Below are 17096 nucleotides of genomic sequence, written 5' to 3'. Positions count from 1 at the left end.
ATCATGAGCCAGACGTTTAATGCCGCCAGCCTAGCACGCGAAAATGTAAAAATTATGACCCCCTATATGTCGGCGCGCCGCCTTGGGGGCAACGGGGATGTATGGCTTAACGCCAATGAATACCCGACCGCACCGGATTACCAATTTAACGAACGTAATTTGAACCGCTACCCTGAAGCACAGCCTGCTGAAGTGATTCAAAATTATGCCGCTTATGCAGGGATTTCTCCGGAGCAAGTTCTTGTTTGTCGCGGAGCCGATGAATCCATCGAATTGTTAATCCGCGCATTCTGTGAACCGGGAAAAGATGCCGTGATGTTTTGTCCACCAACTTATGGCATGTACAGTGTTAGCGCAGAAACCTTTGGTGTTGAACAGAAAAAAATCCTATCACTACCAGATTGGTCACTCAATATCCCATCGATCCGTGAAAATCTGTCCAACACGAAACTGATTTATATTTGTAGCCCAAATAATCCGACCGGCAATATCATCGACAATAAAGCACTGCTAGAAGTTTTAGATATGGCGGCAGGACGTGCATTAGTGGTGGTGGATGAAGCTTATATTGAATTTTGCCCTGAATTTAGCGTCGCGAGTTGGCTAGAAAAATATCCTAACTTAGTGATTTTAAGAACACTGTCCAAAGCTTTCGCACTGGCAGGATTACGCTGTGGATTTACCTTAGCGTCCCCTGAAGTGATCGAAGTTTTACTGAAAGTGATCGCGCCTTACCCACTCTCAACACCTGTTGCGGTTATCGCAGCGCAAGCACTGAATAATGATGGTGTCACCACCATGAAAAAACGTGTCGAAGGGATTAGAAAAAATCGCATCGCACTTTCTGAAGCACTGCGTGAGTTATCCGTCGTTGAAACGGTTTATCCCAGCGAAACCAACTACATTTTGGTGCGTTTTAAAGATGGCGCCCGTGTTTTCAAAGCACTTTGGGATCAAGGCATTATTTTAAGAGACCAAAGCAAACAGCCGGGGTTGGTTGACTGCCTGCGGATCTCCATTGGGACAGAAATTGAAAATGTCCGTGTCATTGAAGCTATTAAAGCACTTTGCTGATTAGGGAATAGTTATGAGCCAGAAAATTCTTTTTATCGACCGTGATGGAACCTTAATTTCTGAGCCACCTACTGATTTTCAAGTAGATAGCTTAAGCAAGTTAGCGTTTGAAAATAATGTGATCCCAAGCCTATTGGCATTACAAAAAGCCAACTACCGCTTAGTGATGATCACCAATCAAGACGGTCTAGGCACAGCCAGTTTCCCAACAGAGGATTTTGAGCCACCTCATAATCTGATGATGCAGGTGTTTGAATCTCAAGGTATCCGCTTTGATGAAATACTCATTTGCCCGCATATGCCAGCAGATAATTGCGACTGTCGTAAGCCAAAAACGAAATTAGTAGAAAGCTACCTTAACGAAGGCGTACTCGATACTGAAAATAGCTATGTGATTGGCGATCGCGAAACGGATATTCAGCTGGCTCAAAATATGGGGATCAAGGGATTACGTTACAACGCTAATGAACTCGATTGGGATGCCATCACCAGCCAGCTAACAAAACGTAATCGTCATGCTCTCGTTCAACGCACGACCAAAGAAACCAATATTCAAGTTGAAGTGTGGTTAGACCAAGAAGGTGGCAGCAAAATCAGTACTGGTGTGGGTTTCTTTGACCACATGCTTGACCAAATTGCGACTCATGGCGGTTTCCGCCTAAACGTTGAAGTTAATGGTGACCTGTTTATTGATGACCACCATTCCGTGGAAGATACCGGCTTAGCGCTAGGTGAAGCATTACGCGTCGCTCTTGGGGATAAGCGTGGCATTGCCCGTTTCGGTTTTGTTTTACCCATGGATGAATGCCAAGCACGTTGTGCACTGGATATTTCCGGTCGCCCACACCTCGAATATAAAGCTGAGTTCAAGTATCAACGCGTTGGTGATTTAAGCACAGAGATGATTGAACACTTTTTCAGTTCGTTATCCTATGCGATGGGCTGCACTCTGCACCTGAAAACCAAAGGGAAAAACGATCACCACAAAGCAGAAAGCCTGTTTAAAGTGTTCGGTCGTACCCTACGCCAAGCTATCCGCGTTGAAGGGGATACTTTACCAAGCTCCAAAGGGGTGCTGTGATGACCGTGGTTATTCTGGATACTGGCTGTGCAAACTTAGCGTCTGTTGCTTATGCCGTCAAAAGGTTAGGCTACGACCCCATTATCAGCCGTGATACCAACACCATTCTACAAGCTGATAAAGTCTTTTTACCCGGAGTCGGTACGGCTAGCGCCGCGATGGAAAAACTCGAAGAGCGCGAATTAATTCCATTGATTAAAGCATTAACTCAGCCTGTGTTGGGCATTTGTTTGGGAATGCAATTACTCGGTAGCTTAAGTGAAGAAGGTCAAACCGAAGTGCCACTGTTAGGATTAATCGATAGCCCAGTGCGTAAAATGGATGCTAATGGGTTACCCGTTCCCCACAGTGGATGGAATCAAGTGAAAGCACTCGCGGGCAATTCCTTATTTAAAGGGATCAGCGACGATGCCTATTTTTATTTCGTACACAGCTATTCAATGCCTATTTCCGCCAACACCATCGCGCAAACACAATATGGCAATTGGTTTAGCAGTGCCGTGAATAAAGATAATTTCTATGGCGTGCAATTCCACCCAGAACGTTCGGGTGCCGCGGGTGCTCGCTTGATCCAAAACTTTTTGGAGATGTAAAACCATGATCATTCCAGCTTTAGACTTAATCGATGGTACCGTTGTTCGGCTACATCAAGGGGATTACGCCAAACAGACAGATTACGGTAATGACCCGTTACCGCGCTTACAAGATTATGAAAAACAAGGGGCTAAGCTCCTGCATTTAGTCGACTTAACGGGAGCTAAAGATCCACAAAAGCGCCAAATCCCACTACTGAAAAAGCTACTTGCAGGGGTTTCAGTTCCGGTACAGGTTGGCGGTGGTATTCGTACTGAAGAAGATGTAAAAGCGTTATTAGACGCAGGTGCAACCCGCGTGGTGATTGGCTCAACTGCCGTCACCAAACCAGAGCTGGTAAAAACATGGTTCCAACGTTATGGCGGAGAAGCCATTGTTTTAGCATTAGATGTACGCATTAATGCTGACGGTGTGAAAGAAATTGCGATCAGTGGTTGGCAAGAAAATTCGAATTTAACCCTTGAGCAAGCCATTGAAATATATCGTCCTTATGGACTAAAACATGTCCTTTGTACCGATATCTCGAAAGATGGCACGTTGTCAGGTTCAAATGTCAGTTTATACCGTGAAATAAGTCAAAAATTTCCTGATATTGAAATTCAAGCTTCTGGCGGAATTGGTAATTTAGATGATATCGCCGCTATTCCAGCTTCAGGTGCTGCTGGCGTGATCGTTGGGCGCGCCTTATTGGAAGGTAAATTTACCGTTGCGGAGGCAATCAAATGTTGGCAAAACGCATAATTCCTTGTTTGGATGTACGTGACGGGCAAGTCGTCAAAGGTGTCCAATTTCGTAACCACGAAATTATCGGTGATATCGTTCCATTAGCACAGCGCTATGCTCAAGAAGGTGCGGATGAACTGGTTTTCTACGATATTACCGCATCCTCTGATGGTCGTGTCGTCGATAAAAGTTGGGTCGCTAAAGTTGCAGAAGTGATCGATATTCCTTTTTGCGTGGCGGGTGGGATTAAAAGTGTTGATGATGCAGCGCAAATTCTCTCTTTCGGCGCTGATAAAATTTCTATTAACTCCCCTGCACTTTCTGATCCAACTCTAATTAGCCGCCTTGCAGATCGCTTTGGGGTACAATGTATTGTCGTGGGAATTGATACTTGGTTTGATGCGGAAACCAATGAGTATCTGGTTTACCAGTTCACTGGGGATGAAAAACGCACCACACAAACTCGCTGGAAAACCCTTGATTGGGTGAAAGAAGCCCAGCAACGCGGTGCAGGTGAAATCGTGTTGAATATGATGAACCAAGATGGTGTACGTCAAGGTTACGATCTGGTACAACTGAAAAAAGTTCGTGAGGTTTGCCAAGTTCCACTCATCGCCTCTGGCGGTGCAGGCGAAAAAGTTCACTTCCTCGATGCTTTTAGTGAGGCAGGAGTCGATGGCGCTTTAGCCGCTTCGGTGTTCCATAAGCAAATCATCAACATCGGTGACTTAAAGCAATACCTAGCAGAAAATGGAGTTCAAATTAGAGTATGTTAACTACAGAACAATGTAACCAGCTTGCATGGCAGAAAGTCGATAATTTAATGCCTGTGGTTGTCCAACACGCAATTTCTGGCGAAGTGTTGATGCTGGGTTATATGAATCAACAAGCGCTACAAGTAACGCTAGATAGCCGTAAAGTCACGTTTTTCTCCAGAACTAAACAGCGTCTATGGACCAAGGGGGAAACCTCTAACAACTTCCTTAATTTAGTGGATATTGTTGCCGACTGCGATAATGACACACTACTTGCCATGGCTCTACCTGATGGTCCAACTTGCCATAACGGCACCACTAGCTGCTTTGCACCAGCTCAGAGCGATTGGGGCTTTCTCTATGAGTTAGAAACCCTATTGAAAGATCGCAAAAATGCCTCGCCTGAAAGCTCCTATACTGCACGTCTGTACGCTAGCGGCACTAAGCGTATCGCGCAGAAAGTAGGTGAAGAAGGTGTTGAAACCGCACTTGCCGCTACAGTCAATGATCGTGAAGAGTTAACCAATGAAGCGGCCGATTTGATGTATCACTTAATGGTCTTATTGCAAGATCAAGACTTAGATTTAAGTGCAATAATAAAACGCTTGAAAGAACGTCATCAATAATTTTTATCCGGTGCCTAATCCTATAGGCACCTTTTTTCTTCACAAACTGCCATTGTTTCTCCTCTTGAACTTGCTATCATTCCCCTCATTCGATGTGGATTTAAAAGGTGAATGTTGTGTCTGATAATGGAATTTTTACGCAATTAACTCAGTTACTTGATAATCATCATGCAAAGTATCGCGTGATTGAGCACCCAACGGCGGGTAAATCTGAAGAAGTTGCCAAAATACGGGGAACTCAGTTAGGGCAAGGGGCTAAAGGACTCGTTTGCCATGTGAAAGGAAACGGTCTTCGCCAGCATGTATTAGCGATTCTTCCAGCAGATCAGCAAGCAGATTTAAGCAAGATAGCAAAGGCTATGGGTGGAACGCGAGCCTCACTCGCCAGCCCTAAAGAGGTCGATGAGCTAACCCACTGTGTCTTTGGTGCAATTCCTCCTTTCAGTTTTCATCCTTCATTAACACTGATTGCAGACCCTTATCTCTTTACTCGATTTGAAGAATTAGCCTTCAATGCGGGCAGCCTTGAACGATCAATTATTCTTAATACCCATGATTATCAAAGAATTGCAAATCCTACTCTAGTGGAATTTATTCGTACTGAAGTCGAGTGAGTTTGTCTGGCTGGATGCCAACAGTCTAACTATTGGCATCCCTACCAATTATCAATGTTGATAGTCTAAGTAATAAGTTGCTAATGTTTCGTTAATGCTAAATCCATTTGGGGTAATTTCCATTGGAGGAAGTGTTCGGATAAAAAAAACCTTCTGATTAGGCTTGATAGATTTTTGAATTTTGTAGTTAATTTCACCAACCCACATATCATCTTTAAGTAAGTCAAAGCCAATATAGATTTGATATAGAACAACATTCGAAATATTGGTGACAACGCCAGTTAGCTCAAACTCATCAAGCTCATCATTATATTTAACTTCAACATTAAAAATACTGACTGGTGCAGGGCTAGCAATGGAGACTTCAGATGATGCATAGAGATTGGATGATAGTAAATAACCGATAAAAACCAAGGTACTCAGAGATCTGCTTATCAATTTTCTCATAGTGGCCTACTCGAATTGATACTGCATTGATGGTAACGGCTATTTTTACTCAATACCAATTTACTCTTTTTACGACTATAAATACACCCTTATAACCATTGCATTCATGAGGATTATTCCGAAAAAAGGGCTATCGATTGATAGCCCACATAGTCAGTAATTCATGAAGAATTAGTTTTCTTTATCATATTCTTCACTGGCATTTTTCAATGCGAGAAAATCCGTTTGGCAAATAAATGCTTTCAGTGCTGAAAACTTCGTTTCACTCCAATCATAAATTTTCAATGCAAGAAGCTGTTCAATAATATCTGGCGAAAATCGAGTGCCGATCGGTTTTGCTGGGTTGCCACCAACAATCGTGTAAGGTGGCACATCTTTGGTGACCATGCTATTCGCCGCAATGACCGCACCTTCACCAAGATTAATGCCCGGCATAATAAATGCACGCATCCCAATCCATACTCCATCAGCAATCACGGTATCCCCTTTACCGACATACGCGTCTTCAATATGCTCAATAAAAGGATATACACAAAACCAGTCCATTCGATGGGTATGATTTCCACCCATCAAAATAACGGCTTCACTGCCAATACACACATAATCGCCAATATAGAGTTGGTCTACATTCCAGGCTAATTGCCAATCTCGGCTCTGCTCGTCACCTTGCAAATAGCGAACAACGGATTGCTCAAACCCATTATCCCAGCAGTCACTGTAATAGCTGTGATAGCCATTAATATGAATATTCGGGTTTTGCACAACTTCATGCAGTAATTGATATTTAGACCAATGTTTCTTTTTCATGGTAAGTCACCTTGTAATCTGTTTCGTTACCATAGAACGCTGTCTATGGTGATGTAATCGCGTTCATTTACATCACCTTTAGCCGATCCTCGGCTGTTTTAATCTAGGGTTACTTATCATCATTACTATGCAACCTTTTCAATAATAGTGGCTTGTTTGATGCTGGTTTTTCTGGCGATAATGCCAAAAATACATCCTGCTAGCATCACTAAAGCCAGTGACAGTTTCGGTGCCATCGGCAATGCAATCGCACATAAACCAAGCGCAGCACCTCCCGCCATTTGAACGAAGCCCACCAGCGCTGAAGCGGCTCCGGCTTCATTGCCAAAAGGCTCTAAGGCATAACTGGTTGCAGTTCCCATCATGAACGCTAATCCTGTACAAGCGCAAGCAACTGGGAGCATATACACCAACCAATGGGTTTGTGTTTGCGGAGATAGCAAGGTCAAGCCTAACAATAATCCCGCACAACCTAATGCCATCATCACACTACCGATAGAGAGGCAAGCCGGACGTCCCATTTTACGAATACAGTAATTGGCAAAGTAGCTTGCTAGCATGATCCAAAAACCATTAACACCAAATACAATCGAAAATTCTAATGGGCTGAGCTGTGCATCCCCCATTAATACGCTAGGGGCGAGAGAGACATAGGTGAGCGCCATTCCCATGGCCCCCGCATTGACCAACGAAAAAATAAAGAAATGTTCACTCGTCAAAATGCGGAAATAATTTTTAAACTGAAGTTTTTTAATTTGCTGCAAACTTGCAGGTCGAGTTTCGGGCAAGAACATAATAATTAAAATAAAGATAACCACCGCATAAAGTGCGAGGAACCAAAATGGGGCTCGCCATCCCCATGCCTCGGCTAATAGCCCACCCAATAAAGGTGCAAGTGCAGGAATGATATTCAATGTGCCATTTAAAAAGCCAAAAGCACGAGCTGCGTCAGTACCATTCATTCGGTCACGAACACAGCTAAATGCCACGACTGATGTACAACATACCGCAGCGCCTTGCAGTAATCGCGAGGCAATAAACATTCCAGCGGTCGTTGAAAATGCAGCGACGATTGCGCCGATTAAATAGACAACTAAACCAATAATTGCGACTGGTTTTCGCCCATATCGGTCAACCAACGGTCCTGATATAAGTTGCCCAATCCCAAGTATGAGGATAAATAACCCAATAGTAGATTGAATGACAGATTCACTACTCTTTAAGTCTTCAGCAATTTTAGGAATAGTAGGTAAATATAAATCTATTCCCAAAGGGCCTAATAAAACTAATAAAAGCAGGAGCGTGAGAAATTTATGCATATGACCGATTCTAAGCAGATGAATATTATTTATTCAATTTTTAAAATAGCTAACGATAATATCAGAATGTCTGCCTATAAATCGAATCTTATCGATACTTAGTGATCGCTTGAACAAGCTCAGTACCTTGTACTGGCACAAGTTGCTCATCATCAATTAATTTACGCAGATCTCGAGGTAGAAACCGTTCATTCACTAAGCGTATCGCCATGTTTTGGTCAACAATTCGATAAATAGTACGCCGAATACCTTGAGTCGAGCCTAGATTATCAAAATAGTAATACTCATTTCCCTTTCGCCAAACCTCACCGAAATAATGATTATCTAGGCTACCAACCTTTTCCCAAGGCGATGCATTACTTTCATTAAGTCGATAAATTTTCGTGCTACGGGAAATCAACCCTGGGCTTCTATTGGTTCCCCATAGCTCCGAGTCTTGCAAATAATAGGTTTGATTATGGTGAGTAAACACAGAGGGGGCTATTTCTTTCAACTCCCCAGAGACAAACGGATTATCACCCGCACGAACAATAATTTCTTTTTCTCGATGATAAAAAAATACGCCATTTTTTGATAAAAATAAGGCTTGATTTACATGGCTACCATGCCGACTGATTAAATGATACGGCGCATTTATCTCAGGAAAAACAAGATCATTCATCGACACTATCCCGGACTCAGGATCGATTAAATATCCCTCTTGGTGTAAACCATCTAATGTTAACGTGTATAGGCCAGAATGACTTTTGATTGGCAATGGATATTGTTGAAAATACACATTCAGATTATCACGATAGAATTGATGACTACCCCGTACTGAATCATCGTATTGTAATGACCCAATATCCTGTAACTGTTGTGGATCAGCATTCGGCATATACTCGCCTTTATAAAATACTCTCTGACCATCAGTCACGAGATATAATTTGAGTAATGGCCGATAAGGCGTCGGAGAAACAGGTAACGGTATCATAGGATAAATATAGGTTTGGGGCTTTTTTCCTAAACCCCAACCATGTAGCCATGTTTGAGCCAGTTCATCAAGCGTTGAAAGGTCGTCATTTATCACCGACCCCATTGCGCAATACACCGTTTGATTTCCATCCGTAAAATAACTGTTTCCTATCGATTTCGCCGTTTTAGGATTAAAGCTAGAAATAATCAAGTTGCCACAATAAGCGTGATTCTTATCGATACCAAACTGCCGTTCATAGTAAGACTCTTCAGAGAGTAACTGAAAACTAACCGGGTCCGCTTCATCAATTACATATTTACCGTTGCTGGGAACACTGGCATAAACCTTACTGTGATAAATGGTATAGATGCTGTGCCCTACTTTTTCGCCATTCTGATCAATCTCATAGGAAGATTCGCCGTTATTCATAGATAACAGCATTCCCGAGATAAATAGAATCAAGACTAAAAAGATAAAGCCAATCACCATTAAGCTTATTGTTTTGATTTTCATTATTTTTCTACGGAGTCTTGTCGTTATTGGGCATTGAGTTATATGGCGATATTTAATGTGAAAGCGGGGAAAATAGAAACGCGACCAATCTGAAAGTGGCTAAATAATAAAAGAAAAACAAAAAAGGTGCCCAATGAGGCACCTTTTTTTAACGTTATGGAATCAACCCCGAGGGGCTATAACTTATTCCATCCACTCCGTGTGGAAAACACCGTCTTTATCAGTACGTTTATAGGTATGAGCACCGAAATAATCGCGCTGAGCTTGGATCAGATTCGCTGGCAGTACCGCTGAACGGTAGCTATCGTAATATGAGATAGCCGCAGAGAACGTTGGTGTTGGGATACCATTTTGCACGCCGTAGCACACCACATCACGCAGAGCTTGTTGATATTCATCAGCAATTTGCTTGAAGTATGGTGCTAGCAGTAAGTTGGCAATTTTTGCATTGTCATTGTATGCATCAGTGATTTTTTGCAGGAATTGCGCACGAATGATACAACCCGCACGGAAGATTTTTGCAATTTCACCGTAGTTCAGATCCCAATTATACTCATCTGAAGCCGCTTTTAATTGCTGGAAGCCTTGTGCATAAGAGACGATTTTACCTAAGTAAAGTGCACGGCGAACTTTCTCAATAAAGACTTTTTTATCGCCTTCAACTGATTTCGGTGCAGGACCCGTTAATACTTTGGATGCAGCAACACGTTGGTCTTTTAAGAAAGAAAGATAACGAGCAAAAACAGACTCAGTGATCAGCGTCAATGGAATACCTAAGTCTAGCGCACTTTGGCTAGTCCATTTCCCCGTACCTTTGTTAGCGGCTTCATCTAAAATTACATCAACCAGATAAGTGCCTTCTTCGTCTTTCTTCTTAAAGATATCGGCTGTGATTTCGATCAAGTAGCTGCTCAACTCCCCTTGGTTCCACTCACCAAAGATTTCAGCCAGCTCTTCATTATTTAAGTTCAAAGAACCTTTTAATAGAGAGTACGCTTCGGCGATTAGCTGCATATCGCCATATTCGATACCGTTGTGAACCATTTTCACATAGTGACCTGCGCCATCTGGACCGATGTAAGTCACGCAAGGTTCACCTTCTGCTTTAGCTGCAATTTCTTTTAAGATTGGAGCAACTAATTCGTAAGCTTCTTTTTGACCGCCAGGCATGATTGAAGGACCTTTCAATGCGCCTTCTTCACCACCAGAAACACCTGTCCCGATGAAGTTAAAGCCTTGCTCTGACAGTTCACGATTGCGGCGGATAGTATCTTTATACAGGGTGTTACCACCATCGATTAAGATATCGCCTTTGTCTAAATGTGGTGTTAATGCAGCAATAGTTTTATCTGTTGCTTCGCCCGCTTTAACCATCAACAGGATACGGCGTGGTTTCTCCAGAGAGTCGACAAACTCTTCAATCGTATAGTTGGGAACTAATTTTTTCCCTGGATTTTCGGCAATGACTTCGTCTGTTTTATCTTTTGAACGGTTATAGATAGAGACTGAATAACCGCGACTTTCAATGTTCAGGGCTAAATTACGACCCATGACAGCCATTCCGACAACACCAATCTGCTGCTTTGACATGAAAAACTCCTGTCTGATTAGGACCAAGTCAGCATCGATTGTGCTGACATTCTGTTAACGGGATCACATGTTAACTCAGGATGGTTCTCCATGGTAGTTATTGATGCAATCGATAACGCAATAGAATCATTTTTTGCCAATTATTACTTAAGTTAGGTGATTTTTTATTGATATTTATGCCAATAAACCTCATTATTCATCGGTCGGTATAAGCCGTCATATCAGAAGGTAAAACAAACTGTATGGAATGGATCGCAGATCCTTCGATTTGGGCTGGTCTCGCTACCCTTATCGTTCTAGAAATCGTTCTTGGTATTGATAACCTTGTTTTTATCGCCATTCTGGCAGATAAACTTCCACCTAAGCTGCGTGATAAAGCTCGTATCACAGGGTTAATGTGTGCCCTTGTTATGCGTGTTATTTTACTATTCAGTCTATCGTGGTTAATCACGCTGACCAAGCCTATCCTAACCCTCTTTGAGCACCCGTTTAGTGCCCGCGATCTTATCATGTTGCTCGGGGGAATATTCCTCTTGTTTAAAGCAACGATGGAGCTAAACGAACGGTTAGAAGGTAAAGACGAGCATACAAATAATCAACGCAAAACCTCTAATTTCTGGGCGGTTGTAGCGCAAATCATCGTACTTGATGCGGTATTTTCTCTTGACTCCGTTATCACCGCAGTCGGTATGGTTGACCATATCGGAGTGATGATTGCTGCGGTCACTATCGCCATGATGTTAATGATCTGGGCAAGTAAACCACTGACCAGCTTTGTTAACGCGCATCCAACCATCGTCATCCTATGTTTAAGCTTCTTATTGATGATTGGTTTCAGCTTGGTTGCAGAAGGTTTTGGTTACGCCATTCCGAAAGGTTACCTGTATGCCGCGATTGGTTTCTCTATCATGATAGAGGTACTCAACCAATTTGCTCAATTTAACAGACGTAAATTCCTAACCGGTACCCGCCCATTACGTGAGCGTACAGCTGAAGCGGTATTACGTATTTTAAATGGCAAAACAGAACACGGTGAATTAGACCATCGAACTTCTGATTTAATCTCGGACAATCAGTCTGTTTTTGACCCTCAAGAACGATTAATGATTGCCCGTGTATTAGGTATGGCGCAGCGTAACGTGGAAAGTATTATGACTTCCCGTCATGACGTGGATTATTTAGATATTAATAAATCATCTAGCGACTTACTCCAAATGATGCAGAAGAACCCTCACTCTCGTTTTGTGATGGTCGATGAAACCATTAGCGATGAACCTATCGGTGTTGTCCATGTCCTTGATTTAGTGAAACAGCAACTCAGTGGCGCCCCGTTAGATTTACGTGCTTTAGTCACTCAACCGCTGATCTTCCCTGAAGGTTTGTCATTGTTAAAAGCATTAGAACAGTTCCGTCAGGCTCATACTCACTTTGCCTTTGTCGTTGATGAGTTTGGCTCAATTGAAGGTATTGTGACGCTAACTGACGTAATGGAAACTATCGCAGGCAACTTGCCCGTGGGTGATGAAGAAAATGACTCACGACATGATATTCAAAAGCTAGAAGATGGCACTTGGATTGCCAATGGCTTTATGCCGCTGGAAGATTTGATTATGTATGTTCCAATGCCTTTAGATGATAAACGTGAATATGAAACTATCGCGGGTCTATTGATGGAACATTTACAGCGTGTCCCTGAAGTTGGTGAGCAAGTTCTGATTAACGGTTGTACTTTCCAGCCTCTTGAGGTAATAAGCCACCGTATCAATAAAGTCTTAATCACTCCACCAGCACCTGAAGGTGATGGTTATGATTATGTCGATGACTAATCGCGATTAATATAAGATTAAATACCAGCCTTTATCCTATATTGAGCTGGTATTTTTTTGCTTTAAATCTGAGCAGATTTTTTTATTTCAAATCAGTAGCGTTTTTTAAAAGAAAAAATTATTTACGCATTGAATAATTCAATTCATTTGATAATTTTACTTTTACTGAGGCTCTACTGATGAAAGCTATAAATACCTCACCGCAAGTTCAGATTCGCCGTATGAGCGTAACAGATCAACAAGGCAAAACGACAGAATTTACTCGTACAGCAAAGAGTGTGAAGAATGATTCGCAGCAACATCCACAAGTTACAACGGATAAAAAAACTGTTCACCTTAAAGACATTGCAAAACTAAGAAACAATATTTCAACTGGATTAAAAAATATTCATTCTGCTATCAACGATATGTTGAACCCCAAAACACCTGCATGGAAACACGATACTTCGGACTTAAATAAATACTTATCTGTATTGAAAAATTCAATCAACGAGTATCAAAAAAAATTGGATAACTCTTCATATAATCATCATCAATCAAAGCAAGAAGCTCTGACAAAACTAAATGGTGACCTTTCAGAAATCCAAGATAAACTTATTAAAGTGGATAGTATTGTGCAAAGTGAACGAAGAGGACAAGAAAAGATAAAAATAAGACATGACCGTAGACACATGGATTTTCTTAACGGTAAAAAAGACGCATCTAAATTTGACTATTAATGCAATATACTATTGCAAGTATAATTGTTTACTTTATAAAAAACGCTCAGATTTGATTTGTTCAACGATTAAAATCTCTTCTGAGCGGGTTATGCAATATTCTTACAAGGCATTGAGTAAATCATCAAACCCTTTAACTTCTTCTTTTTTCAAAAAATTACCTATTGCTTCTTTCGCTTGGGTTCGAATTTCATTTCGTAGTAATTTCTCTACATCTAGTTGATATTGAAGATTATTCCAGCCGCCATAAATACGCAGTGGTATAATTACGCCACTGAGTTGTTTGATTAGGCGAGAATCCCCAGCCCAACCACCTAGAATGTTAACTCCCAAATTCACATCAATCGTTTCTTTTGGAATATTCACTCGCCCTTGCCCCGTAATTCCTAACAATGGAGACGTAGCGCGTAGCGAGGCAATATTCATATTGCCTTTATTTAAATATCCAGACACCGTAAATAAATCAACTTCAGTGAAGTTATTCATATTGGTTGGTGCATTAATTTTATTGGTCACCCGAGAAATTGACTGTTGGATCAATTGAGGAATATTTAAATCTGCTAGTTTGGCATCACGCAACTCGAAGTTAAGAGGCCCCTGCCATTGATTTTTTACTGCGTAATCATCATAGCCAGAACCAGATAACTCAGCATTTAGCGAGATAATTCCACTGAGCTTTTCAGGCATATGGAAAGCTTTCAATAATGGAGTTAAATCAATATTTTTAAAGTTCGGCTTTGCAGAAACTTGCGCAGGAATTCCGCTGTAATTAACCGTAACAGGAAGAGAGAATTGCCCACCAAAGGCTTGTCCCTCTAACTGAGAAACAGTTAAACGAGGATATTGGTTTTGTGCATTAAAATGCACCATCGTGACGGTCATTCCACGATAAATTAAACTATCCACTGCCACATTAATATTTGCAGTAAACGATTTCAGCCCAGTGAGATCGTATTTATCCATATTAGAACCAGAAATAACCGGTTTAACACCAATACGCTCATTATTATTGACCACATCTTCCGATGCATTATTAAGTGTTGTGCTATTTCCAGATGCTGGGGCTTGCCCTAATAGGCTATCGAGATTTAGTGAAGTCGACGATAAATTGACTACGATATCAGGAATATCAGTTAAACCAACATGGATATTCCCCTTCAACTCACTGTCATTCGCTTGGATAATTAAATTATTGAGATTTACCGTGCTGGTATCAGCCTTTGTATATAGAAAATCTGTTGTGACTTTTCCTGTAATCCCATTTTCAGGTAGGTCAACCCCTTTTAGCTGATAGTCAAACTGAGTAACCTGACCACTAACTTGCTGAGATAATTTAGATAAATCCACATCAGAATTAAGATCAAAATTCAGTTCTTGTTGATTTTTATTGAGATTACCGCTGAATTTTACCGAAACTTGCTTGTCATTATTTTTCTTCAACGACAAATTAATATTACGTAGATTGTATTCATCTTTCGCAGTTTGCCAGATAACTAAACTGTTAGTGATATCGATTTTACTGATATCCAATAGCCATTGATTTTTATCTGATGGCTCTGCAGGAACTTGACTACCGCCAGGGGCAATAGGCACTTTACGCTGGATGACAGCTTCACTTTCTGGCGTTTTTCTGATGACGGCACCGTCAATAACTACCTGTTCTACAGACAATCGATGAGAGATAAGCGGCCATAATTCAACGTCTAAACGCATATTTTCTGCACTTAGTACTGGTTGAGTAGCATTAGGCGCAGTAACAGAGATTGGACCGGTAATAATGCTTAATGTCGGCCATACATGCCAACGCAAATCACCGTTGAAGGCAAATTGATAACCACTTTTTTTCTCAACTTGTTCGACTATGTAGCCCCTAAAATCATTCGGGTTAACCAACATCACTAAAGCTGCAAGTCCTGCCACTAATACAACAAGTAAAATAATCAGTGTCGTCAAAAAACGTTTCATTCTTCCCTCTCTTTCACTCTGTTTGTCACACCCTGAGCTACCTGTCCCTGAAGCTTACGCAAGTTTTCCCCTTCAACTCCATTAAGAAGGGGAGCGCTTGTCGCTTTACCGTAACAATTAATCTTCGCTGATACGGCTACCAACTGCACCTTGTTGGTTTTTATATTTGGCATCCTGTCGACTATTATAAGGACGATCGGCGCTGCCTGACAGTGGTTCAAAGCTCAGTGCTCCAATCACCATACCCGGACGCAGGGCTAAAGGCAATTTACCTGAATTGTAAAATTCTAATACAATCTGGCCACACCAACCCGGATCAATACGGTGGGCGGTCACGTGAACCATTAAACCAAGTCTAGCCAAAGATGAACGGCCATCCAGCCAACCAACAAGGTTATCAGGAAGTGTTACAGACTCAAGGGTCACTGCTAAGGCTAGCTCCCCTGGATGGAGGAAGAAAGGCTCATCGTCTTTAAGGATAATTTCATCGCTCATGACTCGATTTAAAGCCGCAGTAACCTCATCTTTGGGTCCACTAAGGTCAATAAATGCCGCTGTATGGCCTTGAAAAACACGGAATTGATTTCCAAGCCGCACATCGGCAGTCGCACCATTGATTCGTTCAATTGGTGGGCGCGGGTTAATAACTAATCGACCTTCATCCATCCACTGAATTATATCGCGGTCACAAAGACGCATGATCACTTTCCCCCTTCATTATTTTATGTATCCATAACAGTATTATCGTTGGTTATGTGTGGCACAATTACTCTTGACAGAATTCACCAATTTTAGCTTTCAAAATATCAATCGCCACACGATTTTTACCACCACGAGGGACGATAATATCGGCATATTGCTTTGACGGCTCAATAAATTGTAAAAACATTGGACGTACCGTTTTATTGTACTGGTCAATCACTGAATCTAAGGTTCTGCCCCTTTCATTAACATCACGTTTAATACGACGCATTAAGCAGATATCCAATGGCGTATCCACAAAAATAGAGAAATCCATCTCTTCACGTAAACGCTTATCCGTTAATAATAGAATACCTTCAATAATAATGACTTTTTTTGGTTTAAAACTAATAGTTTGTTCTTTACGGGTATGAGCAACATAGTCGTACTGAGGAATCTCTACGGATTGGCCACTTTTTAGTGCCTTAAGGTGTTCATAGAGTAAGCTGTGATCCATGGAGTTCGGATGGTCATAATTAACCTTAAGTCTTTCTTCCATTGGAATATTTGTTTGATCTTTATAGTAGCAGTCTTCTGGAATAACACCGATATTATGATCACCGACCTTTTCTCTTAATTCCCGATATAAGGTACTCGCAATTAGGCTTTTGCCAGATGCAGAGGCTCCCGATATACCTACAATGGTACAGTGATGCGATGTGTCAGTCATAAAATGGTAACCTGGTTGAAAAATTTTGATATGAAATGCATAACAGCAAAATGTTATGGTTGGCGGGAATTATAGGG

Annotated in this window: 17 protein-coding genes; 9 read left to right on the top strand and 8 right to left on the bottom strand. The window is 41.5% G+C overall.

Annotated features, from left to right (window positions below; all coding sequences use genetic code 11):
* The first annotated feature begins 3 nt into the window (after window positions 1-3).
* The 7 genes from hisC (at window position 4) to EL244_RS05645 (ending at window position 5467) form a co-directional block, all read left to right on the top strand.
* Complete coding sequence (gene hisC, locus EL244_RS05675; RefSeq protein WP_126459396.1) at window positions 4-1074, top strand: histidinol-phosphate transaminase; 1071 nt, start codon at window positions 4-6, stop codon at window positions 1072-1074.
* A 13-nt stretch (window positions 1075-1087) separates the two neighbouring features.
* Window positions 1088-2155, top strand: coding sequence for a bifunctional histidinol-phosphatase/imidazoleglycerol-phosphate dehydratase HisB (gene hisB / locus EL244_RS05670; protein ID WP_126459393.1), 1068 nt, complete (start codon window positions 1088-1090; stop codon window positions 2153-2155).
* Window positions 2155-2748, top strand: coding sequence for an imidazole glycerol phosphate synthase subunit HisH (gene hisH, locus EL244_RS05665; RefSeq protein ID WP_006812657.1), 594 nt, complete (start codon window positions 2155-2157; stop codon window positions 2746-2748). The genes hisB and hisH overlap by 1 nt, the downstream gene beginning before the upstream one ends.
* Window positions 2749-2752: 4 nt before the next feature.
* Window positions 2753-3490: a 1-(5-phosphoribosyl)-5-[(5-phosphoribosylamino)methylideneamino]imidazole-4-carboxamide isomerase gene (hisA, locus tag EL244_RS05660; protein WP_126459390.1), complete on the top strand. Its 738-nt coding sequence runs from the start codon at window positions 2753-2755 to the stop codon at window positions 3488-3490.
* The gene (gene hisF, locus EL244_RS05655; protein WP_126459386.1) at window positions 3472-4248 is read left to right on the top strand and encodes an imidazole glycerol phosphate synthase subunit HisF; all 777 of its coding nucleotides are present in this window, start codon (window positions 3472-3474) and stop codon (window positions 4246-4248) included. The genes hisA and hisF overlap by 19 nt, the downstream gene beginning before the upstream one ends.
* Window positions 4242-4853, top strand: a complete 612-nt coding sequence (gene hisIE, locus EL244_RS05650) for a bifunctional phosphoribosyl-AMP cyclohydrolase/phosphoribosyl-ATP diphosphatase HisIE (RefSeq protein WP_126459383.1) — start codon at window positions 4242-4244, stop codon at window positions 4851-4853. Before hisF ends, hisIE begins: the two co-directional genes overlap by 7 nt.
* Before the next feature lie 116 nt (window positions 4854-4969).
* Window positions 4970-5467 carry a YbaK/prolyl-tRNA synthetase associated domain-containing protein gene (locus EL244_RS05645; protein ID WP_126459380.1) on the top strand — a complete coding sequence of 166 codons (498 nt, stop codon included), beginning with the start codon at window positions 4970-4972 and terminating at the stop codon, window positions 5465-5467.
* A 51-nt stretch (window positions 5468-5518) separates the two neighbouring features.
* Here EL244_RS05645 and EL244_RS05640 read toward each other — a convergent pair whose 3' ends face one another.
* From EL244_RS05640 to gndA, 5 genes are all read right to left on the bottom strand, one after another.
* Window positions 5519-5914 (bottom strand): hypothetical protein, encoded by a 396-nt coding sequence (locus EL244_RS05640; RefSeq protein ID WP_126459377.1) that lies wholly within the window; start codon window positions 5912-5914, stop codon window positions 5519-5521.
* A 171-nt stretch (window positions 5915-6085) separates the two neighbouring features.
* Complete coding sequence (locus tag EL244_RS05635) at window positions 6086-6721, bottom strand: CatB-related O-acetyltransferase (RefSeq protein ID WP_126459374.1); 636 nt, start codon at window positions 6719-6721, stop codon at window positions 6086-6088.
* A gap of 125 nt (window positions 6722-6846) precedes the next feature.
* Window positions 6847-8040, bottom strand: coding sequence for a multidrug effflux MFS transporter (locus EL244_RS05630; RefSeq protein ID WP_126459371.1), 1194 nt, complete (start codon window positions 8038-8040; stop codon window positions 6847-6849).
* Window positions 8041-8128: 88 nt separating this feature from the next.
* Entirely contained in the window at window positions 8129-9508 is a 1380-nt protein-coding gene (locus EL244_RS05625; protein WP_126459368.1) for a DKNYY domain-containing protein, read from the bottom strand.
* 183 nt (window positions 9509-9691) lie between these two features.
* On the bottom strand, window positions 9692-11098 hold the full coding sequence (gene gndA / locus EL244_RS05620) for an NADP-dependent phosphogluconate dehydrogenase (protein ID WP_126459365.1): 1407 nt from the start codon (window positions 11096-11098) through the stop codon (window positions 9692-9694).
* Between the two features lie 242 nt (window positions 11099-11340).
* Here gndA and EL244_RS05615 point away from each other — a divergent pair, with 242 nt between their 5' ends.
* Window positions 11341-12924 carry a TerC family protein gene (locus EL244_RS05615; protein ID WP_126459362.1) on the top strand — a complete coding sequence of 528 codons (1584 nt, stop codon included), beginning with the start codon at window positions 11341-11343 and terminating at the stop codon, window positions 12922-12924.
* 179 nt (window positions 12925-13103) lie between these two features.
* Complete coding sequence (locus EL244_RS05610) at window positions 13104-13643, top strand: hypothetical protein (RefSeq protein WP_126459359.1); 540 nt, start codon at window positions 13104-13106, stop codon at window positions 13641-13643.
* A 102-nt stretch (window positions 13644-13745) separates the two neighbouring features.
* On the opposite strand, the gene asmA is transcribed toward EL244_RS05610, so the two are convergent.
* The 3 genes from asmA to udk form a co-directional block, all read right to left on the bottom strand.
* Entirely contained in the window at window positions 13746-15608 is a 1863-nt protein-coding gene (asmA, locus tag EL244_RS05605; protein WP_126459356.1) for an outer membrane assembly protein AsmA, read from the bottom strand.
* Between the two features lie 117 nt (window positions 15609-15725).
* Window positions 15726-16307 (bottom strand): dCTP deaminase, encoded by a 582-nt coding sequence (gene dcd, locus EL244_RS05600; RefSeq protein ID WP_006812671.1) that lies wholly within the window; start codon window positions 16305-16307, stop codon window positions 15726-15728.
* A 67-nt stretch (window positions 16308-16374) separates the two neighbouring features.
* Complete coding sequence (udk, locus tag EL244_RS05595; RefSeq protein WP_006812672.1) at window positions 16375-17019, bottom strand: uridine kinase; 645 nt, start codon at window positions 17017-17019, stop codon at window positions 16375-16377.
* Window positions 17020-17096 lie beyond the last annotated feature (77 nt).

Source organism: Providencia rustigianii (genome assembly GCF_900637755.1).
GTDB lineage: Bacteria > Pseudomonadota > Gammaproteobacteria > Enterobacterales > Enterobacteriaceae > Providencia > Providencia rustigianii.
Note: the sequence above shows the minus strand (reverse complement) of the source record. Positions and strands in the feature narration are given on the sequence as shown.